Origin of the sequence: Promicromonospora sp. NPDC060204, assembly GCF_042728455.1 — a bacterium.
GTDB lineage: Bacteria > Actinomycetota > Actinomycetes > Actinomycetales > Cellulomonadaceae > Promicromonospora.
In genome coordinates, this window is sequence record NZ_JBHWZO010000081.1 from 1 (window position 1) to 23,590 (window position 23,590).

Consider the following 23,590-nt stretch of genomic DNA (forward strand, 5'->3'; position numbering starts at 1 on the left):
GTGCACCCGGGTGCACAGGCCGGCGTCGGACGCAGGTCAGGGCGAGGCGAAGCCTGCGGCGTCCAGCGATGCGAGGATCTGCCACCACCGTTCCTCGGTCGCCCCTGAGCCCTCGTACCGGAGCTCGACCGCCTTGCGCCCATCCGCCGTCAGGTGGAAGGTGGCGGTCCCCAGGAAGCCAGGCTCGCCGGTCTCGGTCTCGACTGAGTCGGTGTCGGTCCCGAGGGTCACGACCCCGCGCGTCGTACCGGACGGCTCGTACCGATACCCGTAGTCGGCGAGGTGGATGGGCTGGTCGTATCCCTCGACGTCCCAGAGGGTGATCGCCAGCTCCTCCCAGGAGTCCTCGGAATCGCTGCTCCAGATCCCCCACGACCCTTCCGGGCTCTTCAGCTCCCGCGGCAGTGTCAGGTCGAGACCCTCGAACGTGGCGGGTTCCCAGTCCGACGGTGGGTCCTGCAGCAGCGGACCCGCGGGATCGAGCTCGTCGTAGGCAGGGGCGCCGTCCCCGGACGCCTCGGTGAAGCCGAGGCTGCCGAGCACCGCGGCGAGGTCGTCGTCGAGGCCGGTGGCGCCGTCGAACCCGAAGAGGTTGACCGTGTAGCTGCTGCCACCGGTGGCACGCACGTCGATGTAGGCCCGGTACTCGCCGTCGGACTGCTCGACCAGCACGGTCGACACGTCTGCGCCCTCCAGCTCAAAGCCGTAGAAGTCCGGCAGGGGACCGGCTTCGTCGTTCAGTTCGAGGTACTCCAGCCGGTCCACCACGGCGAGCTGCAGCTCCGCCTTGCCATCCGGCCGTCGTAGCAGCAGCGTGTCGGACGGGTGCTCCGCGCTGGCCCCGTCGGCCGCCGCCCAGTCCTCGGGCGCCGCATAGGTCAGGCCATGGAACTCGTCTCGCTCCCAGCTCTCGGGCGCGTCTGCGGACTCGAGGAGCGGCAGGTCCTCCTGGCCGGTCGACGTCGAATCCTCCGGCTCCGCGGAGGCCTTTTCCACGCGGACCGTGCGAACAAGCTGCTCAAAGGTGTCCTGCGGTGTGTCGTCGTCCGTCAGGCTCATGGTCACGCGGACCACCGTCCCGGAGTCGAGCTCGACATCCAGCTCGCCGACGAAGTCGCCGTCTCCCGGCCCTTGCTGCCAGTAGCCCGTGCCGGAACCGTACTGCGGCTCGTACCAGGACCAGCGCGCGGCGACGGCTCCGGGGACGTCGACCTCGGTCACCTGGTTTCCGGCCTGCTCGCCGGCGAGCGGCGCGTCCTCCGTGGGTGCCACGGCGACCCACGAGGCCGCATGAGCGACCTCCTCCATGTCGTCGTCGTCCGGGACCACCGGATCGGCTCCCCACATCGGGTCGCCGACGGGGTTGAACTCCTCGAAGCCGTCCGGCACCTCGAAGACCAGGCCGTCCGAGCGGACCTCGGACGAGGCCTGTACCCACGGCAGGAACGCCGGAAGCGCCGGCCGCTCGGTGAACCAGGCCACCCCCGCCGCGCCCAGGACCACCAGCGCGGCGGCGACGGCGCCGCCGATCACCCCGCGGCGGGTGCGCTCGTGGCGGATCGCCCGCCGGGCCATCATCTCGCCGTCGATCCCGGCCACAGGCCCGACCTGGCCCGCCGCGTCGTGGATCAGGGTCACCAGGGTGTCGCTCTGCTCCTTCATCACTGCGCCTCCTTTCGCGAGGTGTTCCGTTCGACGGCCTGGACGGCCGCCGACTGGTCCGTGCCGAGGACCGCACGCAGCCGGTCGAGGCCGCGGGACGCGCCCGACTTCACGGCACCGACGGAGATCCCGAGGTCCTCCGCCGTCTGCTTCTCCGTACGGTCCAGCAGGTAGCGCAGGACGACGACACGGCGTTGTCCTGCGGGGAGCTGTCGGAGCGCCCGCACCAGCGCGTCGCGGTCGACGACGTGCTGCGTGCCGTCCGACGCGGCGCCCGGGCGCAGGTCGGCCGGTGCCACCAGGACGTCGCGCCGGGTCCGCCGCCAGCTGTCGATCCGGGCCGTGGCGATCACCCGGCGGGCGTAGGCGAACGGGTCGCCGTCACCCACCCGGCTCCAGGCCCGGTAGGTCCGTTCCAGCGCAAGCTGCACCAGGTCGGCGGCTCGGTGCGTGTCGCCGCACAGCAGGTAGGCGATCCGGGACAGCTCGGGCGAGCGCTCCCTGGCGAACGCCGTGAAACGCTCTGCCGCCGTACCCGTGGTCACCACCCTGGCACGGGGGTCGTCGAGGACCGCCGCGTCGTCACTCACCATGTCCACCACCTCGTTCGTCGTCCGCGTACCCGTCCGTACGCCTCAGGTCTCGAGCACTTCGAAGATTCACGGCACACAGACGCACGCGGTCGCCAGAAGGTTGCCGGGCGATCTGCATCTCTCCTACCCGCAACGGGGTTTCACGTGGCATGCTCCCCCGGGCCGCGCGGCAACGCGGGTCACACCGCCCGATGCACGCTCCGGGCCGCTCACCTGGTAGTCTCGCTTCGGCCGTTAGGAGAGCATCGCCTCCCCGAACAGCCATCTCGCGCCTGTAGCTCAGTGGATAGAGCGTCTGCCTCCGGAGCAGAAGGTCGGGGGTTCGAATCCCTTCAGGCGCACCATAGAAAACAGACCGTGAGCTGCTACTACGCAGCCACGGTCTGTTTTCGTCACCCGGATGGGCCTCTGCTGCTCGGGGTAGCCGTGCCATGTCGAACATGTGAGCCAGCGGCCTCACGGTGGCACCCGACCCGCTTGAGCGAAGTCGGCCGCAGGCGCTCGACACAACACACGTGCGGCGCCGGCTGCGGGTACGTTGAATTTCATGACCACAAATACCGCTGAAGACCTCCGCCTGGCAGAGAAAACAGTTGAAGCGGCGATCGATGCACTCGACGCACCGCGAGATGCGTGGATCACTGAAGCCACAGCCACCGCCGCCGCTTGGACCTTGGCTCAGGCAAGGTTGTATGTAGTGAACCAGGCCGACCTCTCCGTGAAGCTCGGCAAACCCGGCGTCGCAGGCCTTCATGCCCGTGTCGACGCCCTGGTTCAGGATGTCCGGACCTCGCTGCCGGGTTCGCTTCGCTCTGTGCTGACCGACCCGCACAACAGGCAAGCGGCCACTGGCGGCGCCTACGGGGTCGTTCGGCCGTTGACCAACTCGGTCTTCGAGAAGACGGTCACGCGCTCGCTGGCCACGATCCTGAAGGAGGCGGGATATTCCACGGCGAGCAGCAGGTTCCACAAGTCCCGACAGTGGTATTCCGAGGATGCGGCCGATCGCACCAGCCAGGGGCCGGATACGCCTTCTCCCGACCACGACTACATAAGAGCGCTTGAAGACGTTCGGCGCGCGCAGATCAAAGTGGACGAACTCCAGCAAGAATTGACCAGAGAAGAAGCCGCCCGCCTGTGGGACAACTGACGCGAACGCCCGACACTCGTACGGAGCCCCCGGCCGGGCCGCTCAGACGGGATAGTCGACGTTCCCAGCCGTCGAGGCGTTGGCGGCGACGTCCTCCTGGAGCAGGTCGACCGCTCGCGCTACGTTCGCCAGCGCGTCGCTGCCGAGGATCAGCCGGCGCCGCGGGTGGGGCGCGGTGACCTCGGCGTAGACGGCCGCGGCGGACGCCGCGGCGTCCCCGGGGAAGAGCAGCGTGGCCGCGTCCGGCAGGGCCACCGCGTCCAGGAACGGGCGCACGGCGGGCTCGTAGTCCGCGATCCGCGCGCCGGACACCCTGGTCCGGCCGATGATCCCGGTCCGGATCGAACCGGGCTCGACCAGCAGCGTGGTGATGCCGAGATGTGCCACCTCGCCGGCCAGCGCGTCGGTGATGCCCTCCAGCGCGAACTTGCTCGCCGAGTAGTAGCCGTTCACCGGGAGGCTGGCGATACCGTCCATCGAGGAGACGTTGACGATGGTGCCGCCGCGCTGTTCGCGGAGCGTCGGCAGGACGGCGCGCATCATCCCCACCGCTGCGAAGAAGTTCACCTCGAACACCGCGCGGTAGTCGGCCTCGTCCTGCTCCTCGACCGCGCCGATGAAGTCGATCCCCGCGTTGTTGACGAGCACGTCGATCCGCCCGAACTGCTGTCGGGTCGCCTCGACCAACCGCGCACGGGCATCGGCGTCGGTCACGTCAGCCGTGACCGGGAGCAGGGTGTCCGGGTAGCGCCCGGCCAGGTCGCGCAAGGGGTCGACGTCGAGCGCGGCGGCCGCCACGCGGTGCCCCTCGGCAAGGACGTGCTCGGCGAGCAGGCGGCCGAGTCCGGTAGCCGCGCCGGTGATGATCCAGGTGGACATGATGGTTCCCTTCGGTAGGTGCGGGGTAGGTGGGGGGCTCAGGCGGCGGCAGGGTCGTCGAGCAGCGCGGCCGCCCGCCGGGAGCGGCGGTTCGCGACCAGGATCGCGACGGCGACGACGACGGCACCCACGTAGAAGAGCGTGGAGACCTGGAACACCGCGGCGTAGCCCTGCGCCTGGGCGACCGGGTCCGGGTCCGTCTCGTGGCCGACGGCCGAGGCGAAGATCACGGTCAGGATCGCGAGCCCGACCGAGCCGCCGATCTGGTGGGCCGTGTTGACGAGGCCGGAGGCCGCGCCGGCGTCGGACTGGTGCACGCCGGCCATGCCGAGCTCGGTGAACAGGATGATCGCGATGCCCTGGCCCACACCGAGGACGAGCAGCGGGAGCACGATCTGCGGGAAGTACGGGGTGGTGGAGTCGAGACGGCTCAGCCACGCCATCCCGACGGTCGCGAGCACGAGCGAGGCGACCAGCAGGACGGACTTGTTCATCCGCTCGCCGAGAAAGCGGACGACGTACACCATCGCGAAGAACATCGCGGTGATCGGGATGTACGCGAAGCCGGTCTCCAGCGGGCTGAGGCCCAGCACGTTCTGCAGGTACTGGGACAGGAAGTAGAACATCGAGAACATCGCGCCGACGATGAGAATGCGGCCCACGTACGCTCCGGACCGCTGCACGCTGGCGAAGAGCCGCAGCGGGACGATCGGCTGGGCCGCCCGGCGCTCGACGAGCACGAAGGCGACGACGAGCACGAGTGCCGCGGCGAGCGGGACGATCGTGAGCGGACTGGACCAGCCCGCCTCGGCCGCCTCGACCAGGCCGTAGACCAGGGCGGACATGCCGAGGGTGATCGTGAGCGCACCAGGGACGTCGATCCGGCCGGGCTGACGCTCGCCCTCGGGCAGCACGCGGGGCGCGAGCGCGACGACGAGCGCACCGATCGGCACGTTGATCAGCAGACCCCAGCGCCAGGACCAGAACTGGGTGAAGATCCCGCCGACGATGATGCCGACGCTTGCGCCGGCACCGATGACGGCGCTGTAGACCGCGATGGCGCGGGCGCGTTCCTCGGGAGCCGGGAAGCTGGAGACCAGCAGCGCGAGCGTGGCCGGGATCGCGAACGCAGAGGCCACGCCCTGCACCGCGCGCGCCGCGATCAGCAGCTCCGCCGTCGGCGCGACGCCGGCGAGGAGCGAGGCGAGGGTGAAGACGACGACCCCGGCGACGAACACGCGCCGGCGACCGAACAGGTCCCCGGCGCGGGCACCCAGGAGCAGCAGACCACCGAACACGAGGACGTAGCTGTTCTGGATCCACGAGAGCGCCGAGTCGGTGAAGCCGAGCTCCTGCTGGATGTGCGGCAGCGCCGTGGTCACGATCGAGGCGTCGAGCGTCATCATGAGCTGGCAGCCGAGGATGACCGCCAGGACGATGCCCCGGCGGCTCGCGCCCGAACCTGCCGGGATGGATGAGGTGGACATGGGAGCTGCTCTCCGATCTGGAAGTAACTAACAAGTTCGTTACCTCAAGTGAAGCACCACTCGGGCGAGTTTGCAACTAACTAGTTACTCACTAGAATGGGCCGCATGGTCAGAGACTCCGACGCGACCCGAACCCGCATCCTTGACGCCGCGGAGGCCGAGTTCGCCGCGTACGGCATCGCCGGCGCACGGGTCGACCGCATCGCCGAGAACGCCCCGGCGAACAAGGCACTCATCTACAAGCACTTCGGCAGCAAGGACGAGCTGTTCGACGCCGTCTTCGCGCAGCGCGTGCTCACGTTCGTGGACCAGGTCGTCTTCGACGCGACCGACCTCCCCGCCTACGCGGGCCGCGGTTTCGACCTCTACGAGGCGAACCCGACGACGCTACGGCTCACCACCTGGTACCAGCTGGAGCGGCCCGAGGGGCAGCTCGAGGCGATCAAGGCGTCCAACACCGCCAAGCTGACCGCGATCAAGGAAGCCCAGGACGCGGGCGTGCTGACGGACTCCTACACACCCCTCGAGCTGCTCACCGAGGTTCGAGCGCTCATGATGAGCTGGCACCTGCACACCCCGGAGCTCGCGATGGTGCGGCAGCCGCGTCGCGACCGCCGGCGCGAGGTCGTCGTCGAGAGCGTGCGCCGCCTCGTCCAGGGGGACAACCACTGAGGTCGGGCCCGGTTCCCGCCCGCCCACCGCGCCGCCTCGGGGGCCGGCGGCCATAGGCACAGGCCGGACAGATGCCGTACAGTGTGCCGCGCGGGGGGAGTACTTCCCAACACCGTCCCGGTCATTACGGCGCTGCTACCAGCGCCTCGGGCGGCGGCCTTGCTCAGCAAGGCGAAGGAGACCTCGGAGCCGACCTATCTTTGGAGACTCCTTGCTCGCCTCGCTGACGAGTTCTGCTGCCCCTGCCTCCGGCCTGACCACGGTGGCCACCCCCACGATGTGGGCCGTCACCATCGTCGCCGTCCTCGCCCTCGTGGTCGTCGACTTCCTCATCACCCGGCGCCCGCACGAAGTATCGATGCGCGAGGCCCTGGGCTGGAGCGCCTTCTACATCGCCCTTCCGCTCGCGTTCGGCGGCTGGATCTGGGCCACCTTCGGATCGTCGACCGGCGTGCAGTACCTGACCGGGTACCTCGTCGAGAAGTCGCTGTCCGTCGACAACCTCTTCGTGTTCATGCTGCTGCTCAGCGCGTTCGCGGTGCCCAAGGCCCTGCAGCAGCGCGTGCTCCTGCTCGGCATCGTCGGAGCGCTGGTGCTCCGCGGCGTCTTCATCGCGCTCGGCGCGGCCGTCCTGGCCAACCTGAGCTGGGCCTTCCTGCTCTTCGGCGCGATCCTGCTGGCCACGGCCGTCAAGATCCTCCGCGACCAGGTCAAGGGCGACGACCACGAGATCAACATCTCCGAGCTGCGGTCGGTCAAGGTGATCCGCCGCTTCATGCCCGTCACGGACGAGTACCGCGGCCCCGCGCTCTCGGTGCGTGAGGGCGGCAAGCGGATGCTCACGCCCCTGGCGGTCGTGGTCGTCGCGATCTTCGCCGCCGACGTCGTCTTCGCCGTCGACTCGGTGCCCGCCGTCTACGGCATCACCAGCGACCCGTACCTCGTGTTCGCGACGAACGCCTTCGCCCTGCTCGGCCTGCGCGCCCTGTACTTCGTGCTCCAGGGCGCCCTGAGCAAGCTGGTGCACCTCGGCTACGGCCTCGCGACGATCCTCGCCTTCATCGGCGTCAAGCTCGTGCTGCACTGGGCCCACGGCATCTGGGCCGGCGTGCCGGAGATCCCGACCCTTGCCTCGCTCGGCGTGATCATCGGCGTGCTCGTCGTCGTCACCTTCACCAGCCTCCACGCGACGCGCAACGACGACGCCGAAAAGGCCGAGAGCGAGAAGGCCGACGTCGAGAAGGCCGGCGACGCCGAGAAGGCCGAACCCGGAACGCACTGACCCGACCAGCCCTCGTGTCAGACGTACAGGCCCCTCGGAGGGCCTGTACGTCTGACACATCGGGGAGGGTCCCGCGAGACGGGCGGCCACAGCGGGCCGCAACCGTTCCGCCGTAGAGTCCAGCCCGTCATGGACAGCGCACTGGACCTCACGATCCCCGTCGTCGTCGGCGGCACGATCGCCGCGCTCCTCATGGGCCTGTCCAAGACCGGGCTGCCGCCGCTGGGCGCGCTCGGTGCCGCGCTCATCGCCTCGGTCCTCCCGCCGGTCCAGGCGGCCGGGGTCGCGCTGCCCCTGCTCATCGTGGGCGACCTGGTCGCCGTCAGCGCCTACGGCCGGAACGTCCGCTGGCACGTCCTGCGGGCCCTCCTCCCGAGCGTCACGCTCGGGCTGATCGTCGGCTTCGCGGCCCTGCGCTGGGCCCCGCCCGACGTCAGCGCCCGGATCGTCGGGGCGCTGCTCCTCCTCGCCGGGCTCGGCGACCTGGTCCGGCAGCTCGCCGCGCGCCGCGCGCGCCGTCGTCCACCACCGCAGGCCGATACCCCCGTGCCCGACGGCGACGCCGCACCCGGCGGAACCCGTCCCCGCGACCGGCTCGCCCGCGCGGCGCTCGGCGCCACGGCCGGGGTCTCGACCATGATCGCGAACGCCGGCGGCCCGCCCATGAGCCTCTACCTGCTACGGACCGGGATCTCGCGCGCCGGCCTGCTCGGCACGGTCGCGCTGTTCTTCCTCACGGTGAACGTGGCCAAGCTGCCGTTCAGCGCCGGGCTCGGGCTCGTCTCCCCCGCGTCGCTGCACGTCTCGCTGGTGCTGCTCCCGGGCATGGTCGCGGGGCTCCTGCTCGGCAGGCTCGTGGCGCACCGCATCTCCGGCCCCGTGTTCAGCACCTTCGTGCTGGTCGCGACGGCGGCGGCCGGCGCCCGGCTGCTGCTCACCTGACGGGCTACCGATCCGCCCCCGCGGCCGCTAGTGTCCGGATATGCCCGACGAATCCGTCGACTTCTACCCGTCCCGAGCGCACGTCGTCACGCTCGCCCTCGCCACGCTCGCCCTGGTGGTGCTCTGCGCGATCGCGACCCGCCTCGGCTTCGACGCCGCGCAGACCAGCGGCTCACCGGCCGCGCTGACCGTCGTCTCCGTGAGCGCGATCGGCGTGCTGGTGTTCACCGGCCTCGGCCTCATCGTGGTGCGCCGTCTGCTGCTGCCCGCGTGGCCCGTGCTCACCCTCGACGACGAGGGCCTCACCGACTGGCTGCCCAACCTCGGCGTCGAGCAGGTGCTCTGGTCGGAGGTGACCGGCGTCCGCGAGGCCCGGCTGGCCTTCCGGCGGGTGCTCGCCGTCGACGTCGCCGACCCGCGCGCCGTCGTCGTCCGCCAGCGCACCTTCGTCCGGCGCATCGCCGCCTCGGTGAACTCTCTGGTGGTCGGCACCCCCGTGGTCCTCAAGCCCGGGAGCATCGCGACCCGCCCCGAGGAGCTCTCCGCGGCGCTGACCGGGTTCGTCGCCGGCCGTGCGCCCCACGCGAAGCCGGTTGCGTAGACTTCTGGGATCATCCGCCGGGAATCATCTGCCGAGCATGGCGAAGGACCTCTCATGAGCGACGACCTCTTCGACGAGCCGGCCGCTGACGACCCCGACCAGGGGTACGCCGACTTCGAGTTCGAGCGGCGGTTCTTCGTGCGCGACCTGCCGGCCGAGCTCAGGGACGCGCCGGCCCTGATCGTCCAGTCCTACTTCCTGGCCGACGACGGTTACGCCCTCCGCGTCCGCGTCCAGGCGGGCGACGTCGACGCCGACATGACCGCCGAGACCGATCCGGCCGAGCTGCTCCGCGCGCACGTCGCGGACATCGACTTCGCCGCCGTCACCGTCAAGGGACCGGCGGTCGGGGGCACCCGCTACGAGGCGGAGCGCGAGCTCGACCCGCGCGTCGGCGTGGAGCTGCTCCGCCGCGGCGGTGCACCGATCGTCAAGGTCCGCTACGCGGCGTGGCTCGGCGCGGACGGCTGGTCGATCGACGTCTTCGGCGGGGCCAACCACCCGCTGGTGGTGGCCGAGTGCGAGCGCTCCGGCCCCGTCACCGGCCTGCAGATCCCGGACTTCTGCGTCACGGAGATCACCGACGACCGGCGGTTCTCCAACGAGTCGCTGGCCATGGAGCCCTACAGCGCGTGGGCGCCGTCGTTCGCCGCGGAGCTCGCGGAGCAGGGTCCGACCTTCCGGCAGGACTTCGGGCCCAACACGCACCTGCGCCTCTGAGCGAGAGGCCGCCAGGGCACCGTCAGCCCCGCCACTCGCCCTTCTCGACGACGCCGGTCACGAACTCCCAGTGCCACGGCTCGTACTTGCTGCCGCCGAGCTGTGCCCACGACGGGTTCTGCCAGCCGTACGCCGGCGCGTTGGCCCACAGCCACGAGTAGACGTCGCTGTCGCCCGTCTCCTTGGAGCAGAGGTCGATCGCCAGGCCCCAGCCGTGCATGGACGTGCCCGGGGAGGCGGCGAAGTAGCCGCGGGAGGCCTTGAGCTCGTACTGCGTGCTCAGGTCGCGGTAGCTCGCCACGAGGCAGAGCTCGCGGCCGAACGAAGCCCGGAACGCCTCGTTGAGCGCGCTGAGCGACATCGCGGCGTCGGGCCGGAGGTACTCCCCCGGCTGCCACAGCTCGCACAGCGAGTGGTCGGCGAGCCCGCCGTTCGTCCCGTCCACGGATGCGTTGACGTCGCAGTTCGGCAGGGGGCTGCGGTCCAGCGAGCGGCTGGCGGCCGAGTCGGGCCGGGTGAGGGCCTCGGCGCGGACGACGGAGCCCGAGGTCTCCGGCCGCTCCACGGGCTGCGTCACCAGGTCGAGCACCGACGGGCCGGTGGGCGGCGCCTCGACGTCGAACGGCGACTCGCCCGGCGTGTCGACCGCCTGCGCGAACGGCGCCGCGATGGTCGCGGCGGCGAGGGTGCCGACCACGGCGGCCCGGGAGATGAGCCGCTGCCCGGCGGGGACCGACGACGTGGGCCGGGGTGCCTTGGGGACAGCTCCGGTGACCAGCCGGTCGAACGACGTCACCTTGCGCATCGCCTGCGTGTGCAGCTCCGCCTCGCGCCGCTCGCGGCGCGTCATCAGCACGGGCGCACTCGTCACAGCCGTGGACTCCACTCGTCCTCCGTCGTCATGTGTCCGCGGCCCCCTCGCGTTCCGTTATGTGCACGTGACATTAACCTGGGTCGGGCCGGCTGCCAAGCCCGACCCGTGGCCGGGCTGTGGACAGGCGCCCGCGCCGCCCTCAGCGGCGCTGCATCGCGTCGCGCACCTCGCCCACGAGCTCCTCGAGGATGTCCTCGAGGAACACCACGCCGAGCACCTCGCCGTCCGGTCCCTCGACCCGCGCCAGGTGCGAGCCCGAGCGCTGCATCACGCGCAGCGCGTCCTCGACCTCGTCGTCGGGCGCGACGGCCGCCAGGGCACGGACGCGCCAGACGGCGACCGGCTCGAACCGGGCGGGCCCGGTGGCGTACAGGACGTCCTTGAGGTGCAGGTAGCCGACGAGCTCGTCGCCGTCCTCCCGGTGCGTCACGACGGGGAACCGGCTGAAGCCGTGCTTCGAGACGAGCCGCTCGACTTCGTCCGGCGTGCTGGTCTCGTCCACGGCCACCAGGCCGTCGACCGGCACCATGACGTCGCGCGCGGTGCGGTTGGAGAACTCGATGGCACCCGTCAGCAGGCCCTGCTCGTCGCGCAGCACGCCCTCCGCCTGGGAGTGCTCCACGATGGACTGGACCTCCTCGGCGGTGAACGCCGACGCGACCTCGTCCTTGGGCTCGACGCCGGCGAGCCGCACCGCGTGGTTCGCGATCCAGTTCAGGCCGACGATGACGGGGCGGAGCGCCCGGCCGAGCAGCACCAGCGGCGGCCCGAACCACATGACCGCCCGGTCCGGCCCGGAGACCGCCAGGTTCTTGGGCACCATCTCGCCGAGCACGACGTGCAGGTACACGACCAGCGACAGCGCGACGACCAGCGCGATCGGGTGCGTGAGGTCCTCGCTCACGCCCAGGGCGTGCAGCGGCCCCTCCAGGAGGTGCGCGATGGCGGGCTCCGCCACGATGCCCAGCCCGGTGGAGCAGACGGTCACGCCGAGCTGTGCGCAGGCCAGCATGAGCGACACGTGCTCCATGGCCCACAGCACGGTGACGGCACGCCGGTCACCGGCCGCGGCGAGCGGCTCGATGGCGCTGCGGCGCGCGGAGATGACGGCGAACTCGGCGCCCACGAAGAACGCGTTCCCCGCGAGCAGCACGAGGCCGACGACGAGTGCGGTGGTGGTGCTCATCGGTTCGCCCCCTTCCCGGAACCGGTCCGGTCGAGACCGGCGCCGTCGGGCGGGACGTCGTCGGGCAGCGGGCGGACCCGCAGGCGCTCGACACGCCGGCCGTCCATGGCCTCGACGCGCAGGGTGACGCGGGCGTGCAGGCCCTGCGGGCCGGGCTGCCCCACCACGACCTCGTCACCCACGACGGGGACGCGGCCCAGCTCGGCCATCACCAGGCCGCCGAGCGTCTCGTACGCGGCGCCCTCCGGGACGTCGATGCCGGTGTACTCGTCGAGCTCGTCGGGCCGGAGCACGCCCGGCACGATCCACGACCCGTCGGCGGCGCGGGCGGCGCCGGCACGCCTGGGGTCGTGCTCGTCGGCGACGTCGCCCACCAGCTCCTCGACGACGTCCTCCAGCGTCACGACGCCGGACGTGCCGCCGTACTCGTCCACGACCACGGCCATCTGCAGCCCGAACCCGCGCAGCTCCACGAGCAGGGGCCCGAGGCGCACCGTCTCCGGGACGCGGGGCGCGTCCACCATGAGGGCGGCAGCGGGCACCTCGGCCCGCCGGTCGTGCGGCACGCCGACGGCGCGGCGCAGGTGCACCAGGCCGACGATGTCGTCGCGGTCCTCCCCGATCACGGGGAACCGCGAGTGCCCCGTGCGGCGGGCGAGCGCGACGACGTCCTCAGCCGTCGCGTCCCGGTCCACGACGGACATGCGCAGGCGGTCGGTCATGACGTCGCGCGCGCTGAGGGTGTCCAGCTCGATCGAGTTGGTCAGCAGGGTCGCCACCGACTCCTGGAGCGTGCCCTCCTCGGCGGACCGGCGCACCAGCGAGGCGAGCTCGGACGCGGAGCGCGCCCCGGACAGCTCCTCGCGGGGCTCGACGCCGAGGCGGCGCAGCAGCGCGTTGGCCGAACCGTTGAGCACCGCGATCAGCGGCTTGAACGTGATGGTGAACACGCGCTGGACCGGCACCACGACGCGCGCGGTGGCCAGCGGCGCCGACAGCGCGAAGTTCTTGGGGATCAGCTCGCCGCAGACCATGGAGAACGCGTTCACCAGGATGAGGGCCAGGACGCCCGCGAGGCCGGCGGAGACCGCCGTCGGCACGGGGGTGGACCCGAGGGCGGACGAGATCAGGGAGTTCAGCGCCGGCTGGGCCGTGTAGCCGAGCAGGATGGTGGTCAGCGTGATGCCGACCTGGGCCGAGCTCAGCTCGGTGGAGAGGTGGCGCAGCGCGGTGCGCACGCTCCGGTCCCGCATGCCGTGCCCGAAGGCGGGCTGGGCCCCGGAACCGGCCCGGGCACCGTGGCCCGGATCGGACGAGGAGGCAGACCGGGACCCGCCGGGTCTGTCTCCCTCCGAGTCGTCGGAGTCGCCGATCACGGCGGGGTCGATGGTGACGAGGGAGAACTCCCCGGCCACGAAGACGGCAGTACCGGCCGTGAGGAGAACGCCGACGGCGACCATGATCCAGTCGCCGGTCATCTCGCCCTCCGGGGGGCACTGCAGGGGGCCTGATTCGTCCAGGGTTCTCGGTCTGGATATCGCTCGATCATCGTGCGATAGATCGTAGCGGGAACAGGGCGTGGAGCGCCTCGGGGTCCGACTCTCAGGCTGGCTTCAGTGTCTTATCAGGCAGGTACGGGCATGATTGACCTATGTCATCTGGTACTCCCCAGCCGTCTGGGGCCCCGCAGCAGCCCGGCGCGGCGCCGGCCACCACCTCGACCGGTCAGCAGAGCGCGACCGTCCTCGTGGTGGAGGACGAGCCCACGATCGCCACCGCGATCGCCCAGCGGTTGTCCGCCGAGGGCTGGCGTGTCGAGGTCGCGCGCGACGGCCTGTCCGGCGTCGACGCAGCCTCCCGGCTGCGCCCCGACCTCGTGGTGCTCGACGTGATGCTCCCGGGCATCGACGGGCTCGAGGTCACGCGGCGCATCCAGGCGGAGCACCCCACCCCGATCCTCATGCTCACCGCGCGCGACGACGAGACCGACATGCTGGTCGGTCTCGGCGTGGGCGCCGACGACTACATGACCAAGCCGTTCTCCATGCGCGAGCTGGTGGCCCGGATCAAGGCGCTGCTGCGACGGGTGGACCGCGCGGCGCAGGCCGCCGCGACCACGCCCGCGGACCCGCCCATGACGATGGGCGACGTGACGGTGGACCGCGCCCAGCGCCGCGTCTACCGCGGGGGCGAGGAAGTGCACCTGACCCCCACGGAGTTCGAGCTGCTCGTCATGCTCGCCGGCTCCCCCAAGACCGTGCTCACGCGCGAGCGCCTGCTCGCCGAGGTCTGGGACTGGGCCGACGCCAGCGGCACCCGCACCGTCGACTCCCACATCAAGGCGCTGCGGCGCAAGCTCGGGCCGGACCTGATCCGGACCGTCCACGGCGTCGGCTACGCGTTCGAGCCGCCCGCGAACCAGTAGCGCAGGTGTCCTTCCGATGAGACCGCACGTGCCCCGCGTCCCCGACGTGCGCCCGCTCGACCCCCTGCGCTCGCTCAAGATCAAGCTCGGCGTGCTCGTCGCGGCCACCGTGACGGCCGCGGTGCTCATCACCTGGCTCGGCCTCCAGGCGTCCCTGGGGCCGAGCCGCACGTTCCCCCTGGCGATCATCCTGTCGCTGCTGGTCACCCAGATCCTGGCCCGGGGCATGACGTCGCCCCTGCGGGAGATCACCGAGGCCGTCCAGGCCATGGCCGACGGCGACTACTCCCGCCGGGTGCGCGCGACGAGCAGCGACGAGGTGGGTCAGCTCGCGCACGCCTTCAACCGGATGGCGGAGGACCTGGCCTCGGTGGAGCAGACCCGCCGCGACCTCATCGCGAACGTGTCGCACGAGCTGCGCACGCCCGTCGCCGCACTCCAGGCGCAGCTCGAGAACATGGTCGACGGCGTGGTCGAGCCCACCCCGGCCGCGCTGGAGCAGGCGCACGCCCAGACCGAGCGGCTCACCCGGCTCGTCACCTACCTGCTGGACCTCTCCCGGATCGAGGCGGGCGCCTCGGCCCTGAACATCGGCCAGATCGCCGTGGGCGACTTCCTGGAGCACTGCGCCGAGGACCTCCAGATGGTCGACGCCGCCAAGGACCTGCACTACGTCGTGGACGTCACCCCCGAGGACCTGATCATCGAGGGCGACGCCGAACGCCTGCACCAGGTGGTCATCAACCTGCTGCAGAACGCCATCCGGCACTCGCCGCAGGGCGGTGTCGTGCGGCTCGACGCATACCCCGTGGACGGCACGGAGGGGTCGGACATCGTGCTGGAGGTGAGCGACGAGGGGCCCGGCATCGCCGCCGCGGACCGCGAGCGGATCTTCCAGCGGTTCGTCCGCGGCACCGGGTCGACCGGCGCGCAGCGCGGGGACGCGGGGCGCGACGGCGGCGGCCGGGGCGTCAGCCGACGGGGCGGCCGGAACCGGGGCGACAAGGGCCGGGCCGGCACCGTCGACGAGTCCCTGGTCGACACGATGGGCGGCGGCGGAACGCTCGGGTCGGGCACCGTCGGGTCGAGCGGCGGCACCGGCATCGGCCTCGCGATCGTCCGCTGGGCGGTCGAGCTGCACGGCGGGCAGGTCGAGGTGGTCGACTCCGACCGGGGCGCGACGATGCGCGTCACGCTCCCCGCGCGGGCCCACCCGGCGCCGGGTGTCACGACGACGCACTCGGTCTGAACCGGGCGTCGAGAAACCCAGCAGCCTAGGGCTGCGCGGGGCCAGAACGTGAGACGGAGTCCCGTGATTTCTGTCACAGACGCCAAAGATTGTCCGTGCCGGGCGAAACCCCGTAACACCACGTTGGGGACTTCGAGGCCGAATGTTGCCCTGCGTTTGCTCTGGGTGCGAGAAACATGACGAACCGACTTCTTTGGCACCGGACCCGCCCGCAACACCCGCGGGATCACGCCCCCCGCGGAGCGCAGAGGGCCTACCCTTGGAGGGTCCGAAAACCATTCGGGCTGTGCGCGCTGTGACCCCTGTGCGGCGCGCGACGAACGCAACTGTGGTGAAGGTGGGCGATCCGCGCGTGTCCCCTAAGGCTGGTTCAGAGTCGATCAGCGTGGCGAGCTCGTCATTCGGAGCCAACGAATGGCTTGTGGACGAGCTCTACCAGCAGTACCTGAAGGACAAGAACGCGGTGGACCCCGCGTGGTGGGACTTCTTCGCCGACTACACGCCGGGCGAGAACGGTTCCACCAAGGACGGCGCCCAGGCGCCTGCCCCGGCCTCCCCGACACCGACCGCAGCGCCTACGGCCGCACCCGCGGCGTCCGCCCCGGCTGCCGCGCCCGCCGCGACGCCCGCGCCCGAGGCACCCGCGCAGAGCGCCGGCCCGGTGACCGGCGGCACCGCCGCCGCCGAGGCCGAGCAGCAGGTGCGTGAGAAGGCCCTGCCGGCCGACCCGAAGGTCAACCCGGCCAGCCCGATCGCCACCCCGCCCACCACGCACTACGCGGACACGTTCGAGCGCCCCGTGGCGCACCCGGACGCCGTCGACGACATCCAGAAGCTGCGCGGCCCCGCCGCGCGCGTGGTCACGAACATGGAGGCCTCGCTGGAGGTCCCCACCGCCACCTCGGTGCGCGCCGTGCCCGCGAAGCTGATGGTCGACAACCGCATCGTCATCAACAACCACCTCAAGCGCGGACGCGGCGGCAAGATCTCGTTCACGCACCTCATCGGCTTCGCGCTGGTCGAGGCGCTGGCCGACATGCCCGTCATGAACGCGCACTACGAGCCGGTCGACGGCAAGCCGGGCGTGAACCAGCCCGCGCACGTGGGCTTCGGCCTCGCGATCGACCTGGCCAAGCCGGACGGCTCGCGCCAGCTCCTGGTGCCCAGCATCAAGAAGGCCGAGGAGCTCGACTTCGCCGAGTTCTGGGCGGCCTACGAGGAGCTCGTCCGCAAGGCCCGCGGCAACAAGCTCGCCGTGCCGGACTTCCAGGGCACCACGATCTCGCTGACCAACCCCGGCGGCATCGGCACCGTGCACTCGGTGCCGCGCCTCATGCAGGGGCAGGGCACGATCATCGGCGTCGGCGCCATGGACTACCCGGCGGAGTTCGCCGGCGCGTCCGAGGAGCAGCTCGCCCGGATGGGCATCTCGAAGGTCATGACGGTCACGTCGACCTACGACCACCGCATCATCCAGGGCGCCCAGTCCGGCGAGTTCCTGAAGATCATCTCGAACAAGCTGCTCGGCCTGGACGGCTTCTACGACCGCGTCTTCGCGGCGCTGCGCGTCCCGTACGAGCCCGTCCGCTGGGTGCGCGACAACACGGTCGACGCCGACGTCGAGGCCGCCAAGCCGGCCAAGATCGCCGAGGTCGTGCAGGCGTACCGCTCGCGCGGCCACCTCATGGCCGACACCGACCCGCTGGCCTACCGCCAGCGCAAGCACCCGGACCTGGACATCCAGACCCACGGCCTGACGCTGTGGGACCTGGACCGCACGTTCCCGACGGCGGGCTTCGGCCCCAAGCCGAAGGCGACGCTGCGCGACATCCTCGGCCTGCTGCGCGACTCGTACTGCCGCACCATCGGCATCGAGTACATGCACATCGCCGACCCGGGTCAGCGCAAGTGGCTCCAGGAGCGCCTGGAGGCCGGCTACGCCAAGACGCCGCGCGAGGACCAGCTGCGCATCCTGCGCCGCCTGAACTCCGCCGAGGCGTTCGAGACGTTCCTGCAGACCAAGTTCGTGGGGCAGAAGCGCTTCTCGCTGGAGGGCGGCGAGTCCCTGATCCCGCTGCTCGACGCGATCCTGTCGCGCGCCGCCGAGGGCGGCCTCGACGAGGTCGGCATCGGCATGGCCCACCGCGGCCGCCTCAACGTCCTGGCGAACATCGCGGGCAAGAGCTACGGCCAGATCTTCAAGGAGTTCGAGGGCCAGCTCGACCCCAAGAGCGTCCAGGGCTCCGGCGACGTGAAGTACCACCTCGGCACCGAGGGCACGTTCACCTCCGAGTCGGGCGCCACCACGCGCGTCTACCTCGCGGCCAACCCGTCGCACCTGGAGGCGGTGGACCCGGTGCTCGAGGGCATCGTCCGCGCCAAGCAGGACCGCATCGACCTCGGCGGCGACGGGTTCTCCGTGCTGCCGATCCTGGTGCACGGCGACGCGGCCTTCGCCGGCCAGGGCGTGGTCCCCGAGGTGCTGAACCTGTCGCAGCTGCGCGGGTACCGCACCGGCGGCACCATCCACGTCGTCGTCAACAACCAGGTGGGCTTCACCACCGGCCCGACGGCGTCGCGGTCGACCACCTACGCGACCGACGTCGCCAAGGGCTACCAGGTCCCCGTCATGCACGTGAACGGTGACGACCCCGAGGCCGTCGTCCGCACGGCGGAGCTCGCCTTCGCCTTCCGCGAGCAGTTCGGCCAGGACGTCATCATCGACCTCATCTGCTACCGCCGCCGCGGGCACAACGAGGGCGACGACCCGTCGATGACGCAGCCGCTCATGTACAACCTCATCGAGACCAAGCGCTCGGTGCGCAAGCTGTACACCGAGAACCTGGTCGCGCGCGGTGACATCACCGTCGAGGAGGCCGAGCACGCGCTGCAGGACTACCAGTCGCAGCTCGAGCGGGTCTTCACCGAGACCAAGTCCGGCTTCACGCCCGCCCCGGAGACGGAGCACCTCGCGGGCCTGGAGCGCCCGGAGTCGCAGCGCGAGGACGCCGGCACGATGGTCGGCTGGCAGACCGCTATCTCGCACGACGCGCTGCAGCGGGTCGGCGACGCGCACGTCACGCCGCCGGAGGGCTTCACGGTCCACCCGAAGCTGGCCCAGCTGCTGGAGAAGCGCCAGCTCATGGCCAAGGAAGGCGGCATCGACTGGGGCTTCGGCGAGCTCGCGGCCTTCGGCACGCTGCTCGCCGAGGGCACCCCGGTGCGCCTCGCCGGCCAGGACTCGCGGCGCGGCACGTTCGTGCAGCGGCACGCGGTGCTCCACGACCGGGAGACCGGCGCCGAGTGGACCCCGCTGCTGTACCTGTCGGGCGACCAGGCCAAGTTCTGGGTCTACGACTCCTCGCTGTCGGAGTACGCGGCACTCGGCTTCGAGTACGGCTACTCGGTGGAGCGCCCGGACGCCCTGGTGCTCTGGGAGGCGCAGTTCGGCGACTTCGTCAACGGCGCCCAGACGGTGATCGACGAGTTCATCTCGTCCGCCGAGCAGAAGTGGGGCCAGTCGTCGTCGGTGGTCATGCTGCTGCCGCACGGGTACGAGGGCCAGGGACCCGACCACTCGTCGGCCCGCATCGAGCGGTTCCTGCAGCTCGGCGCCGAGGACAACATCACGATCGCGCAGCCGTCCACGCCAGCGTCGTACTTCCACCTGCTGCGCCGTCAGGCCTACGCCCGGCCGCGCCGTCCGCTGGTGGTGTTCACGCCCAAGCAGCTGCTCCGCCTCAAGGCGGCGGCGTCCGCGGTGGAGGACTTCACCTCGGGCACGTTCCAGGAGGTCATCCCGGACGCGACGGCGGACACCGCCAAGGTCGACCGCGTGCTCCTGTGCACCGGCCGCGTGTACTACGACCTGCTCGCCGAGCGCACCAAGCGCGGCGACGAGGGCGTGGCCATCGTCCGCCTGGAGCAGCTCTACCCGTTCCCGGAGGCGCAGATCCGCGCGGAGCTCGCCAAGTACGGCGACGCCGAGGTGGTCTGGGTCCAGGACGAGCCGCAGAACCAGGGCGCGTGGGGCTTCATCCACCTGGCGCTGCCGCTGGACGTGCCGTACGTCAAGGTGGTCTCCCGCCCGGCGTCCGCCTCGACGGCGGCCGGTACGGCGAAGCTGCACCAGGCCCAGCAGAAGACCCTGCTGGAGCAGGCCTTCACCCGCGGCTGACCGCATCCTGAGCAAGGCGGGCGTCCCCCTGGGGGCGCCCGCCTTTCTCACGCCCGGACCGGCGCACCCTAGGCTGGCGGCATGGCAGACGCAGCCGTCAAGGACCTGGTCATCGACGCGACCGACGGACCGACGCTCGGCGCTTTCTGGTCGGCGGCCCTGGGCCTGCGGTCAAGACCGGCCGGCGACGACTCCGCCGCGGACCTCGTGCTCGAGGACGACGTCCCGGAGCACACCATCTGGATCAACCAGGTCCCCGAGCCGCGCTCCGTGAAGCACCGGGTGCACCTGGACCTGCACGCCACGGTCGACGAGCTGACCCGGCTGGGCGCGGTGCCCGCCGCGGAGTACGCGGACATCGAGCAGGACCACTGGACGGTGCTGCGCGACCCGGAGGGCGGCGAGCTCTGCGCGTTCCCGGACCAGGGGCCATCGGTGGGCCGCTACCGCCTCTACGCCCTGGTCGTGGACTGCGCGGACGCCGCGGCGGCAAGTGCCTGGTGGGGCGAGCGGCTGGGCGTGCGGCCCGTGCGGTTCGCCGACCGGCCGTGGTACCGGCTGGAGCCGGGCGCCGGGCTGCCGTGGCTCATGCTCTTCATCCCGGTGCCCGAGCCGAAGACCGTCAAGAACCGGATCCACTGGGATGTCTGGGGCGACACGGATCGGTTCCTCGCGGCCGGGGCGACACTGCTCACCAGCCGCGAGGACTCACCTGACCCGCACGTCTTCTGGGACGTGCTGGCCGACCCCGAGGGCAACGAGTTCTGCGTGTTCCGCCCGGACCAGGGCTGATCCGGTCCGGGCGGGAGCCTCACCACTTGTCGTGGACGTGCTCCTTGATCAGCTCGTCGTAGATCTCCCGCACGCCCGACGTGAACAGCGGGCCCAGCGTCTCGGCGTGGCCGGCGGCCGCGTTGGCCCGGGCCTGCTCGACGTTGCGCGCGCCCGGGATCACGGACGAGACGCCCGGCTGCTGCCACACCCAGGCGATGGCGGCCTGGGCCGGCGTGAGGCTGTCGCCCAGGATGTCGCGGGACAGCTCGGTGAACCGCGCCGCCGCCTCGAGACCCACCTCGTAGGGCACGCCCGAGAACGTCTCGCCGACGTCGAAGGCTGCGCCGTCCCGGTTGAAGCTGCGGTGGTCGTTCTCCGCGAACACCGTGTCCTTGGTGTACTTGCCGGAGAGCAGCCCGGAGGCGAGCGGCACGCGCGCGATGATGCCGACGCCCGCCGCGGACGCCGCGGGCAGCACCTCCTCGAGCGGCTTGAGCCGGAACGCGTTGAGGATGATCTGCACGGAGGCGACATTCGGACGCGCGATGGCCTCCAGGGCCTCCGTGGTCTTCTCGACGCTCACGCCGTACGCCGCGATCACGCCGTCGGACACGAGCTCGTCGAGCGCGTCGTACACGGCGTCCGTGGAGTAGACGGCCGTGGGCGGGCAGTGCAGCTGCACCAGGTCCAGGCGGTCGACGCCGAGGTTCTGCCGGGAGCGGTCGGTCCACTCGCGGAAGTGCTCCAGCACGTAGTTCTCCGGCACCTGGTCCATGCGCCGGCCCATCTTCGTGGCCACGGTGATCCCGGCCTCGGGGTGCTCCTTGAGGAACCCGCCGATCACCTGCTCGCTGCGGCCGTCGCCGTAGACGTCCGCGGTGTCGAAGAAGGTCACCCCGGCCTCGAGCGAGGCCTCGAGAACGGCATGGGCGTCGCTCTCGCTGACCTCTCCCCAGTCGGCGCCGAGCTGCCAGGTGCCCAGGCCCACGGCCGATACGAGCCGACCAGTCCGTCCGAGTACCTGCTGTTCCATGGTTCCTCCTACTGCTGGGGCGGGCTGAGCTGCCCGCGCGGACCCGCCGTCGGGTCCAGTTCGTCAGGGGCCCCGCGTGCTGTGTGGGGCCCGACCGTCTAGCCTGCTCTCTAGTCTGCTGTCTCACGCTACGTGGCGCAGGCGAAAATTGCCCTACGGTTACGGTGTGAGTGTGACGACAGAAATTCCTCCGGTTGCTGCCGCAAGGCCCCATCCTTCCGGGGACCAGTTCCGCATCAGCCACGCGGGCCATCGCGCCACCGTCACCCAGGTGGGTGCGGCGCTGCGAGAGTACTCGGTGGACGGCCGTGATGTCGTGGTGCCGTTCGGCGCCGACGAGATCAACCCCGTGTTCAACTGCGCGGTCCTCATCCCGTGGCCCAACCGCCTGCGGGACGGCGCCTACGAGTACGGCGGCGTGAGCCACCAGCTCCCCGTGACCGAGCCGGCGCGCAACACCGCGCTGCACGGCCTGGCGGCGTTCGACCGCTGGTCCGTGGTGGAGCACACGGGCTCCGCCGTCACGCTCGAGCTCGAGCTCGTGGCGCGACCGGGCTACCCGTTCCAGCTCGTGGCGCAGATGCGCTACTCCCTGTCCGACGCCGGCCTGGAGATCACCCTCGACGTCACCAACGTGGGCGCCGACACCGCGCCGTACGGCTGCGGGTTCCACCCGTGGCTGTCCACGGGCGGCGCCGACCTGGACGAGTGCACGCTGCGGCTGGACGCCCTGACCCGCGTCACGACCGACGAGCGGCTGCTGCCGACCGGCACCGAGCCGGCGTCGGGCATGTTCGACCTGCGCGAGGCGCGCAGCGCCGCCGGCGTGGACCTCGACGACGCCTACGTTGACGTGATCCGCGACGAGAAGGGCCTGTCCTGGGCCCACCTGACCGGCCCGGACGGGAAGACGGCCGCGGTCTGGATGGACGAGTCGCAGGACGTCTGGCAGGTCTGCACGGGCGACCACATCGAGCCGGGCCGCCGGCGGATGGGCCTCGCCGCCGAGCCGATGAGCTGCGCCGCGGACGCCTTCCGCACCGGCGAGCGGCTCGTGCACCTCGCCCCGGGCGCGCACCACGGCGTCCGCTGGGGGATGACCCTGCTCTGAGGATCTCCGCGTTGCCGCGACGCGGCGCGCGGCCGTCGGCGCGTTGTCACCGATCGGCCGCGCTCCGTGCACCACAATGGGGAACCGGCCGTCCGCCAGGCTGCCGGGAACAGGCAAGGAGAGTCCGTTGCAGGATCGCGAGGTGCGCATCTGCGTCGTCGGTGACGAGCTGGCCACGGGTGTCGGAGACGCCCGTGCGCTCGGCTGGACCGGCCGTGTCGTCGCGCGTACCCACTTTTCCCGGACCGCCATGCTCTTCACGCTCGCCGTCCCCGGTGAGAACAGCACGCAGCTCGGTGCCCGCTGGGAGGCCGAGACCGCTGCGCGGTTCGGCCCGGACTCCGAGGTCGAGAACCGCCTGGTCGTGGCCCTGGGGCGGCATGACGTCGCCGCGGGGCTCACGGTCGCGCGCTCGCGGCTGAACCTGGCGAACATCCTCGACGTCGCGGACGCGAACCGCACGGCGGCGTTCGTCGTCGGGCCGCCGCCCGGCGCGCCCGCGGAGGGCGACCGGATCGCGGAGCTCTCCGACGCGTTCGCCGACGTCGCCAGCCGGCGCCGGGTGCCGTACGTCGACACCTACACGCCGCTGGCGCAGCACGAGCAGTGGCTGGCCGACCTCGCGCAGGGTGGCGGCACCTACCCCGGCCAGGCCGGGTACGGCCTCATGGCGTGGCTGGTGCTGCACACGGGCTGGCACAGCTGGCTGGGCTTGCCTCAGGACGAGGTCGCCTAGGCGACAAAGAGCACGGAAGCCCGGGTCACCAAGGTGA

At 71.3% G+C, this 23,590-nt stretch carries 20 protein-coding genes and 1 tRNA gene; 13 read left to right on the forward strand and 8 right to left on the reverse strand.

All coding sequences use genetic code 11. The annotated features are described in order from the left end of the window. Window positions 1-36 precede the first annotated feature (36 nt). On the reverse strand, window positions 37-1,662 hold the full coding sequence (locus ACFWEJ_RS12565; RefSeq protein WP_377229536.1) for a hypothetical protein: 1,626 nt from the start codon (window positions 1,660-1,662) through the stop codon (window positions 37-39). Then, window positions 1,662-2,255 carry a SigE family RNA polymerase sigma factor gene (locus ACFWEJ_RS12570; RefSeq protein WP_377229537.1) on the reverse strand — a complete coding sequence of 198 codons (594 nt, stop codon included), beginning with the start codon at window positions 2,253-2,255 and terminating at the stop codon, window positions 1,662-1,664. The genes ACFWEJ_RS12565 and ACFWEJ_RS12570 overlap by 1 nt, the downstream gene beginning before the upstream one ends. Before the next feature lie 268 nt (window positions 2,256-2,523). On the opposite strand from ACFWEJ_RS12570, the gene ACFWEJ_RS12575 reads away from it, so the two are divergent. Then, window positions 2,524-2,599: transfer RNA gene (locus ACFWEJ_RS12575), tRNA-Arg, on the forward strand. Window positions 2,600-2,802: 203 nt separating this feature from the next. Next, window positions 2,803-3,405 (forward strand): hypothetical protein, encoded by a 603-nt coding sequence (locus ACFWEJ_RS12580; protein ID WP_377229538.1) that lies wholly within the window; start codon window positions 2,803-2,805, stop codon window positions 3,403-3,405. 42 nt (window positions 3,406-3,447) lie between these two features. Here the strand turns inward: ACFWEJ_RS12580 and ACFWEJ_RS12585 are convergent, their stop codons facing one another. Both ACFWEJ_RS12585 and ACFWEJ_RS12590 read right to left on the reverse strand, forming a co-directional pair. Continuing rightward, the gene (locus ACFWEJ_RS12585) at window positions 3,448-4,284 is read right to left on the reverse strand and encodes an SDR family NAD(P)-dependent oxidoreductase (RefSeq protein WP_377229539.1); all 837 of its coding nucleotides are present in this window, start codon (window positions 4,282-4,284) and stop codon (window positions 3,448-3,450) included. A gap of 38 nt (window positions 4,285-4,322) precedes the next feature. Next, complete coding sequence (locus ACFWEJ_RS12590; RefSeq protein ID WP_377229540.1) at window positions 4,323-5,771, reverse strand: MFS transporter; 1,449 nt, start codon at window positions 5,769-5,771, stop codon at window positions 4,323-4,325. Between the two features lie 105 nt (window positions 5,772-5,876). Between ACFWEJ_RS12590 and ACFWEJ_RS12595 the strand changes: the two genes are divergently transcribed. The 5 genes from ACFWEJ_RS12595 (at window position 5,877) to ACFWEJ_RS12615 (ending at window position 9,988) form a co-directional block, all read left to right on the forward strand. Further along, a complete protein-coding gene (locus ACFWEJ_RS12595) occupies window positions 5,877-6,443 on the forward strand; it encodes a TetR family transcriptional regulator (RefSeq protein WP_377229541.1) in 567 nt (188 codons plus the stop codon). 277 nt (window positions 6,444-6,720) lie between these two features. Then, entirely contained in the window at window positions 6,721-7,725 is a 1,005-nt protein-coding gene (locus ACFWEJ_RS12600) for a TerC/Alx family metal homeostasis membrane protein (protein WP_377229553.1), read from the forward strand. Between the two features lie 129 nt (window positions 7,726-7,854). Further along, window positions 7,855-8,667 (forward strand): TSUP family transporter, encoded by an 813-nt coding sequence (locus ACFWEJ_RS12605; RefSeq protein WP_377229542.1) that lies wholly within the window; start codon window positions 7,855-7,857, stop codon window positions 8,665-8,667. A 40-nt stretch (window positions 8,668-8,707) separates the two neighbouring features. Then, window positions 8,708-9,268 carry an STM3941 family protein gene (locus ACFWEJ_RS12610; protein ID WP_377229543.1) on the forward strand — a complete coding sequence of 187 codons (561 nt, stop codon included), beginning with the start codon at window positions 8,708-8,710 and terminating at the stop codon, window positions 9,266-9,268. A 54-nt stretch (window positions 9,269-9,322) separates the two neighbouring features. Next, entirely contained in the window at window positions 9,323-9,988 is a 666-nt protein-coding gene (locus ACFWEJ_RS12615; RefSeq protein ID WP_377229544.1) for a CYTH domain-containing protein, read from the forward strand. A gap of 22 nt (window positions 9,989-10,010) precedes the next feature. On the opposite strand, the gene ACFWEJ_RS12620 is transcribed toward ACFWEJ_RS12615, so the two are convergent. From ACFWEJ_RS12620 to ACFWEJ_RS12630, 3 genes are all read right to left on the reverse strand, one after another. Beyond that, a complete protein-coding gene (locus tag ACFWEJ_RS12620; RefSeq protein WP_377229545.1) occupies window positions 10,011-10,874 on the reverse strand; it encodes a M15 family metallopeptidase in 864 nt (287 codons plus the stop codon). 127 nt (window positions 10,875-11,001) lie between these two features. Further along, complete coding sequence (locus ACFWEJ_RS12625; protein ID WP_377229546.1) at window positions 11,002-12,048, reverse strand: hemolysin family protein; 1,047 nt, start codon at window positions 12,046-12,048, stop codon at window positions 11,002-11,004. After that, window positions 12,045-13,526, reverse strand: coding sequence for a hemolysin family protein (locus ACFWEJ_RS12630; RefSeq protein ID WP_377229547.1), 1,482 nt, complete (start codon window positions 13,524-13,526; stop codon window positions 12,045-12,047). Before ACFWEJ_RS12630 ends, ACFWEJ_RS12625 begins: the two co-directional genes overlap by 4 nt. A 173-nt stretch (window positions 13,527-13,699) precedes the next feature. Between ACFWEJ_RS12630 and ACFWEJ_RS12635 the strand changes: the two genes are divergently transcribed. The 4 genes from ACFWEJ_RS12635 to ACFWEJ_RS12650 all read left to right on the forward strand — a co-directional run bounded on the left by ACFWEJ_RS12635 (window position 13,700) and on the right by ACFWEJ_RS12650 (window position 20,691). Further along, entirely contained in the window at window positions 13,700-14,473 is a 774-nt protein-coding gene (locus ACFWEJ_RS12635) for a response regulator transcription factor (protein WP_377229548.1), read from the forward strand. A gap of 16 nt (window positions 14,474-14,489) precedes the next feature. After that, entirely contained in the window at window positions 14,490-15,722 is a 1,233-nt protein-coding gene (locus tag ACFWEJ_RS12640) for a sensor histidine kinase (protein WP_377229549.1), read from the forward strand. 352 nt (window positions 15,723-16,074) lie between these two features. Beyond that, entirely contained in the window at window positions 16,075-19,899 is a 3,825-nt protein-coding gene (locus ACFWEJ_RS12645) for a multifunctional oxoglutarate decarboxylase/oxoglutarate dehydrogenase thiamine pyrophosphate-binding subunit/dihydrolipoyllysine-residue succinyltransferase subunit (RefSeq protein ID WP_377229550.1), read from the forward strand. An 81-nt stretch (window positions 19,900-19,980) separates the two neighbouring features. Then, the gene (locus ACFWEJ_RS12650; protein ID WP_377229551.1) at window positions 19,981-20,691 is read left to right on the forward strand and encodes a VOC family protein; all 711 of its coding nucleotides are present in this window, start codon (window positions 19,981-19,983) and stop codon (window positions 20,689-20,691) included. 19 nt (window positions 20,692-20,710) lie between these two features. Here the strand turns inward: ACFWEJ_RS12650 and ACFWEJ_RS12655 are convergent, their stop codons facing one another. Then, window positions 20,711-21,706, reverse strand: coding sequence for an aldo/keto reductase (locus tag ACFWEJ_RS12655; RefSeq protein WP_377229552.1), 996 nt, complete (start codon window positions 21,704-21,706; stop codon window positions 20,711-20,713). 172 nt (window positions 21,707-21,878) lie between these two features. Between ACFWEJ_RS12655 and ACFWEJ_RS12660 the strand changes: the two genes are divergently transcribed. Next, the gene (locus ACFWEJ_RS12660) at window positions 21,879-22,817 is read left to right on the forward strand and encodes an aldose 1-epimerase family protein (RefSeq protein ID WP_377229554.1); all 939 of its coding nucleotides are present in this window, start codon (window positions 21,879-21,881) and stop codon (window positions 22,815-22,817) included. A 142-nt stretch (window positions 22,818-22,959) separates the two neighbouring features. Then, on the forward strand, window positions 22,960-23,553 hold the full coding sequence (locus ACFWEJ_RS12665) for a GDSL-type esterase/lipase family protein (protein ID WP_377229555.1): 594 nt from the start codon (window positions 22,960-22,962) through the stop codon (window positions 23,551-23,553). Window positions 23,554-23,590: the final 37 nt, after the last annotated feature.

Bases quoted from the DNA above. Each gene is read 5' to 3' on its own strand.
- ACFWEJ_RS12655 (WP_377229552.1), bottom strand. From the start codon at position 21,706: ATGGAACAGCAGGTACTCGGACGGACTGGTCGGCTCGTATCGGCCGTG.
- ACFWEJ_RS12585 (WP_377229539.1), bottom strand. From the start codon at position 4,284: ATGTCCACCTGGATCATCACCGGCGCGGCTACCGGACTCGGCCGCCTG.
- ACFWEJ_RS12625 (WP_377229546.1), bottom strand. From the start codon at position 12,048: ATGAGCACCACCACCGCACTCGTCGTCGGCCTCGTGCTGCTCGCGGGG.
- ACFWEJ_RS12640 (WP_377229549.1), top strand. From the start codon at position 14,490: ATGAGACCGCACGTGCCCCGCGTCCCCGACGTGCGCCCGCTCGACCCC.
- ACFWEJ_RS12615 (WP_377229544.1), top strand. From the start codon at position 9,323: ATGAGCGACGACCTCTTCGACGAGCCGGCCGCTGACGACCCCGACCAG.
- ACFWEJ_RS12595 (WP_377229541.1), top strand. From the start codon at position 5,877: ATGGTCAGAGACTCCGACGCGACCCGAACCCGCATCCTTGACGCCGCG.
- ACFWEJ_RS12580 (WP_377229538.1), top strand. From the start codon at position 2,803: ATGACCACAAATACCGCTGAAGACCTCCGCCTGGCAGAGAAAACAGTT.
- ACFWEJ_RS12570 (WP_377229537.1), bottom strand. From the start codon at position 2,255: ATGGTGAGTGACGACGCGGCGGTCCTCGACGACCCCCGTGCCAGGGTG.
- ACFWEJ_RS12565 (WP_377229536.1), bottom strand. From the start codon at position 1,662: ATGAAGGAGCAGAGCGACACCCTGGTGACCCTGATCCACGACGCGGCG.
- ACFWEJ_RS12650 (WP_377229551.1), top strand. From the start codon at position 19,981: ATGGCAGACGCAGCCGTCAAGGACCTGGTCATCGACGCGACCGACGGA.
- ACFWEJ_RS12610 (WP_377229543.1), top strand. From the start codon at position 8,708: ATGCCCGACGAATCCGTCGACTTCTACCCGTCCCGAGCGCACGTCGTC.
- ACFWEJ_RS12590 (WP_377229540.1), bottom strand. From the start codon at position 5,771: ATGTCCACCTCATCCATCCCGGCAGGTTCGGGCGCGAGCCGCCGGGGC.
- ACFWEJ_RS12630 (WP_377229547.1), bottom strand. From the start codon at position 13,526: ATGACCGGCGACTGGATCATGGTCGCCGTCGGCGTTCTCCTCACGGCC.
- ACFWEJ_RS12635 (WP_377229548.1), top strand. From the start codon at position 13,700: ATGTCATCTGGTACTCCCCAGCCGTCTGGGGCCCCGCAGCAGCCCGGC.
- ACFWEJ_RS12605 (WP_377229542.1), top strand. From the start codon at position 7,855: ATGGACAGCGCACTGGACCTCACGATCCCCGTCGTCGTCGGCGGCACG.
- ACFWEJ_RS12600 (WP_377229553.1), top strand. From the start codon at position 6,721: ATGTGGGCCGTCACCATCGTCGCCGTCCTCGCCCTCGTGGTCGTCGAC.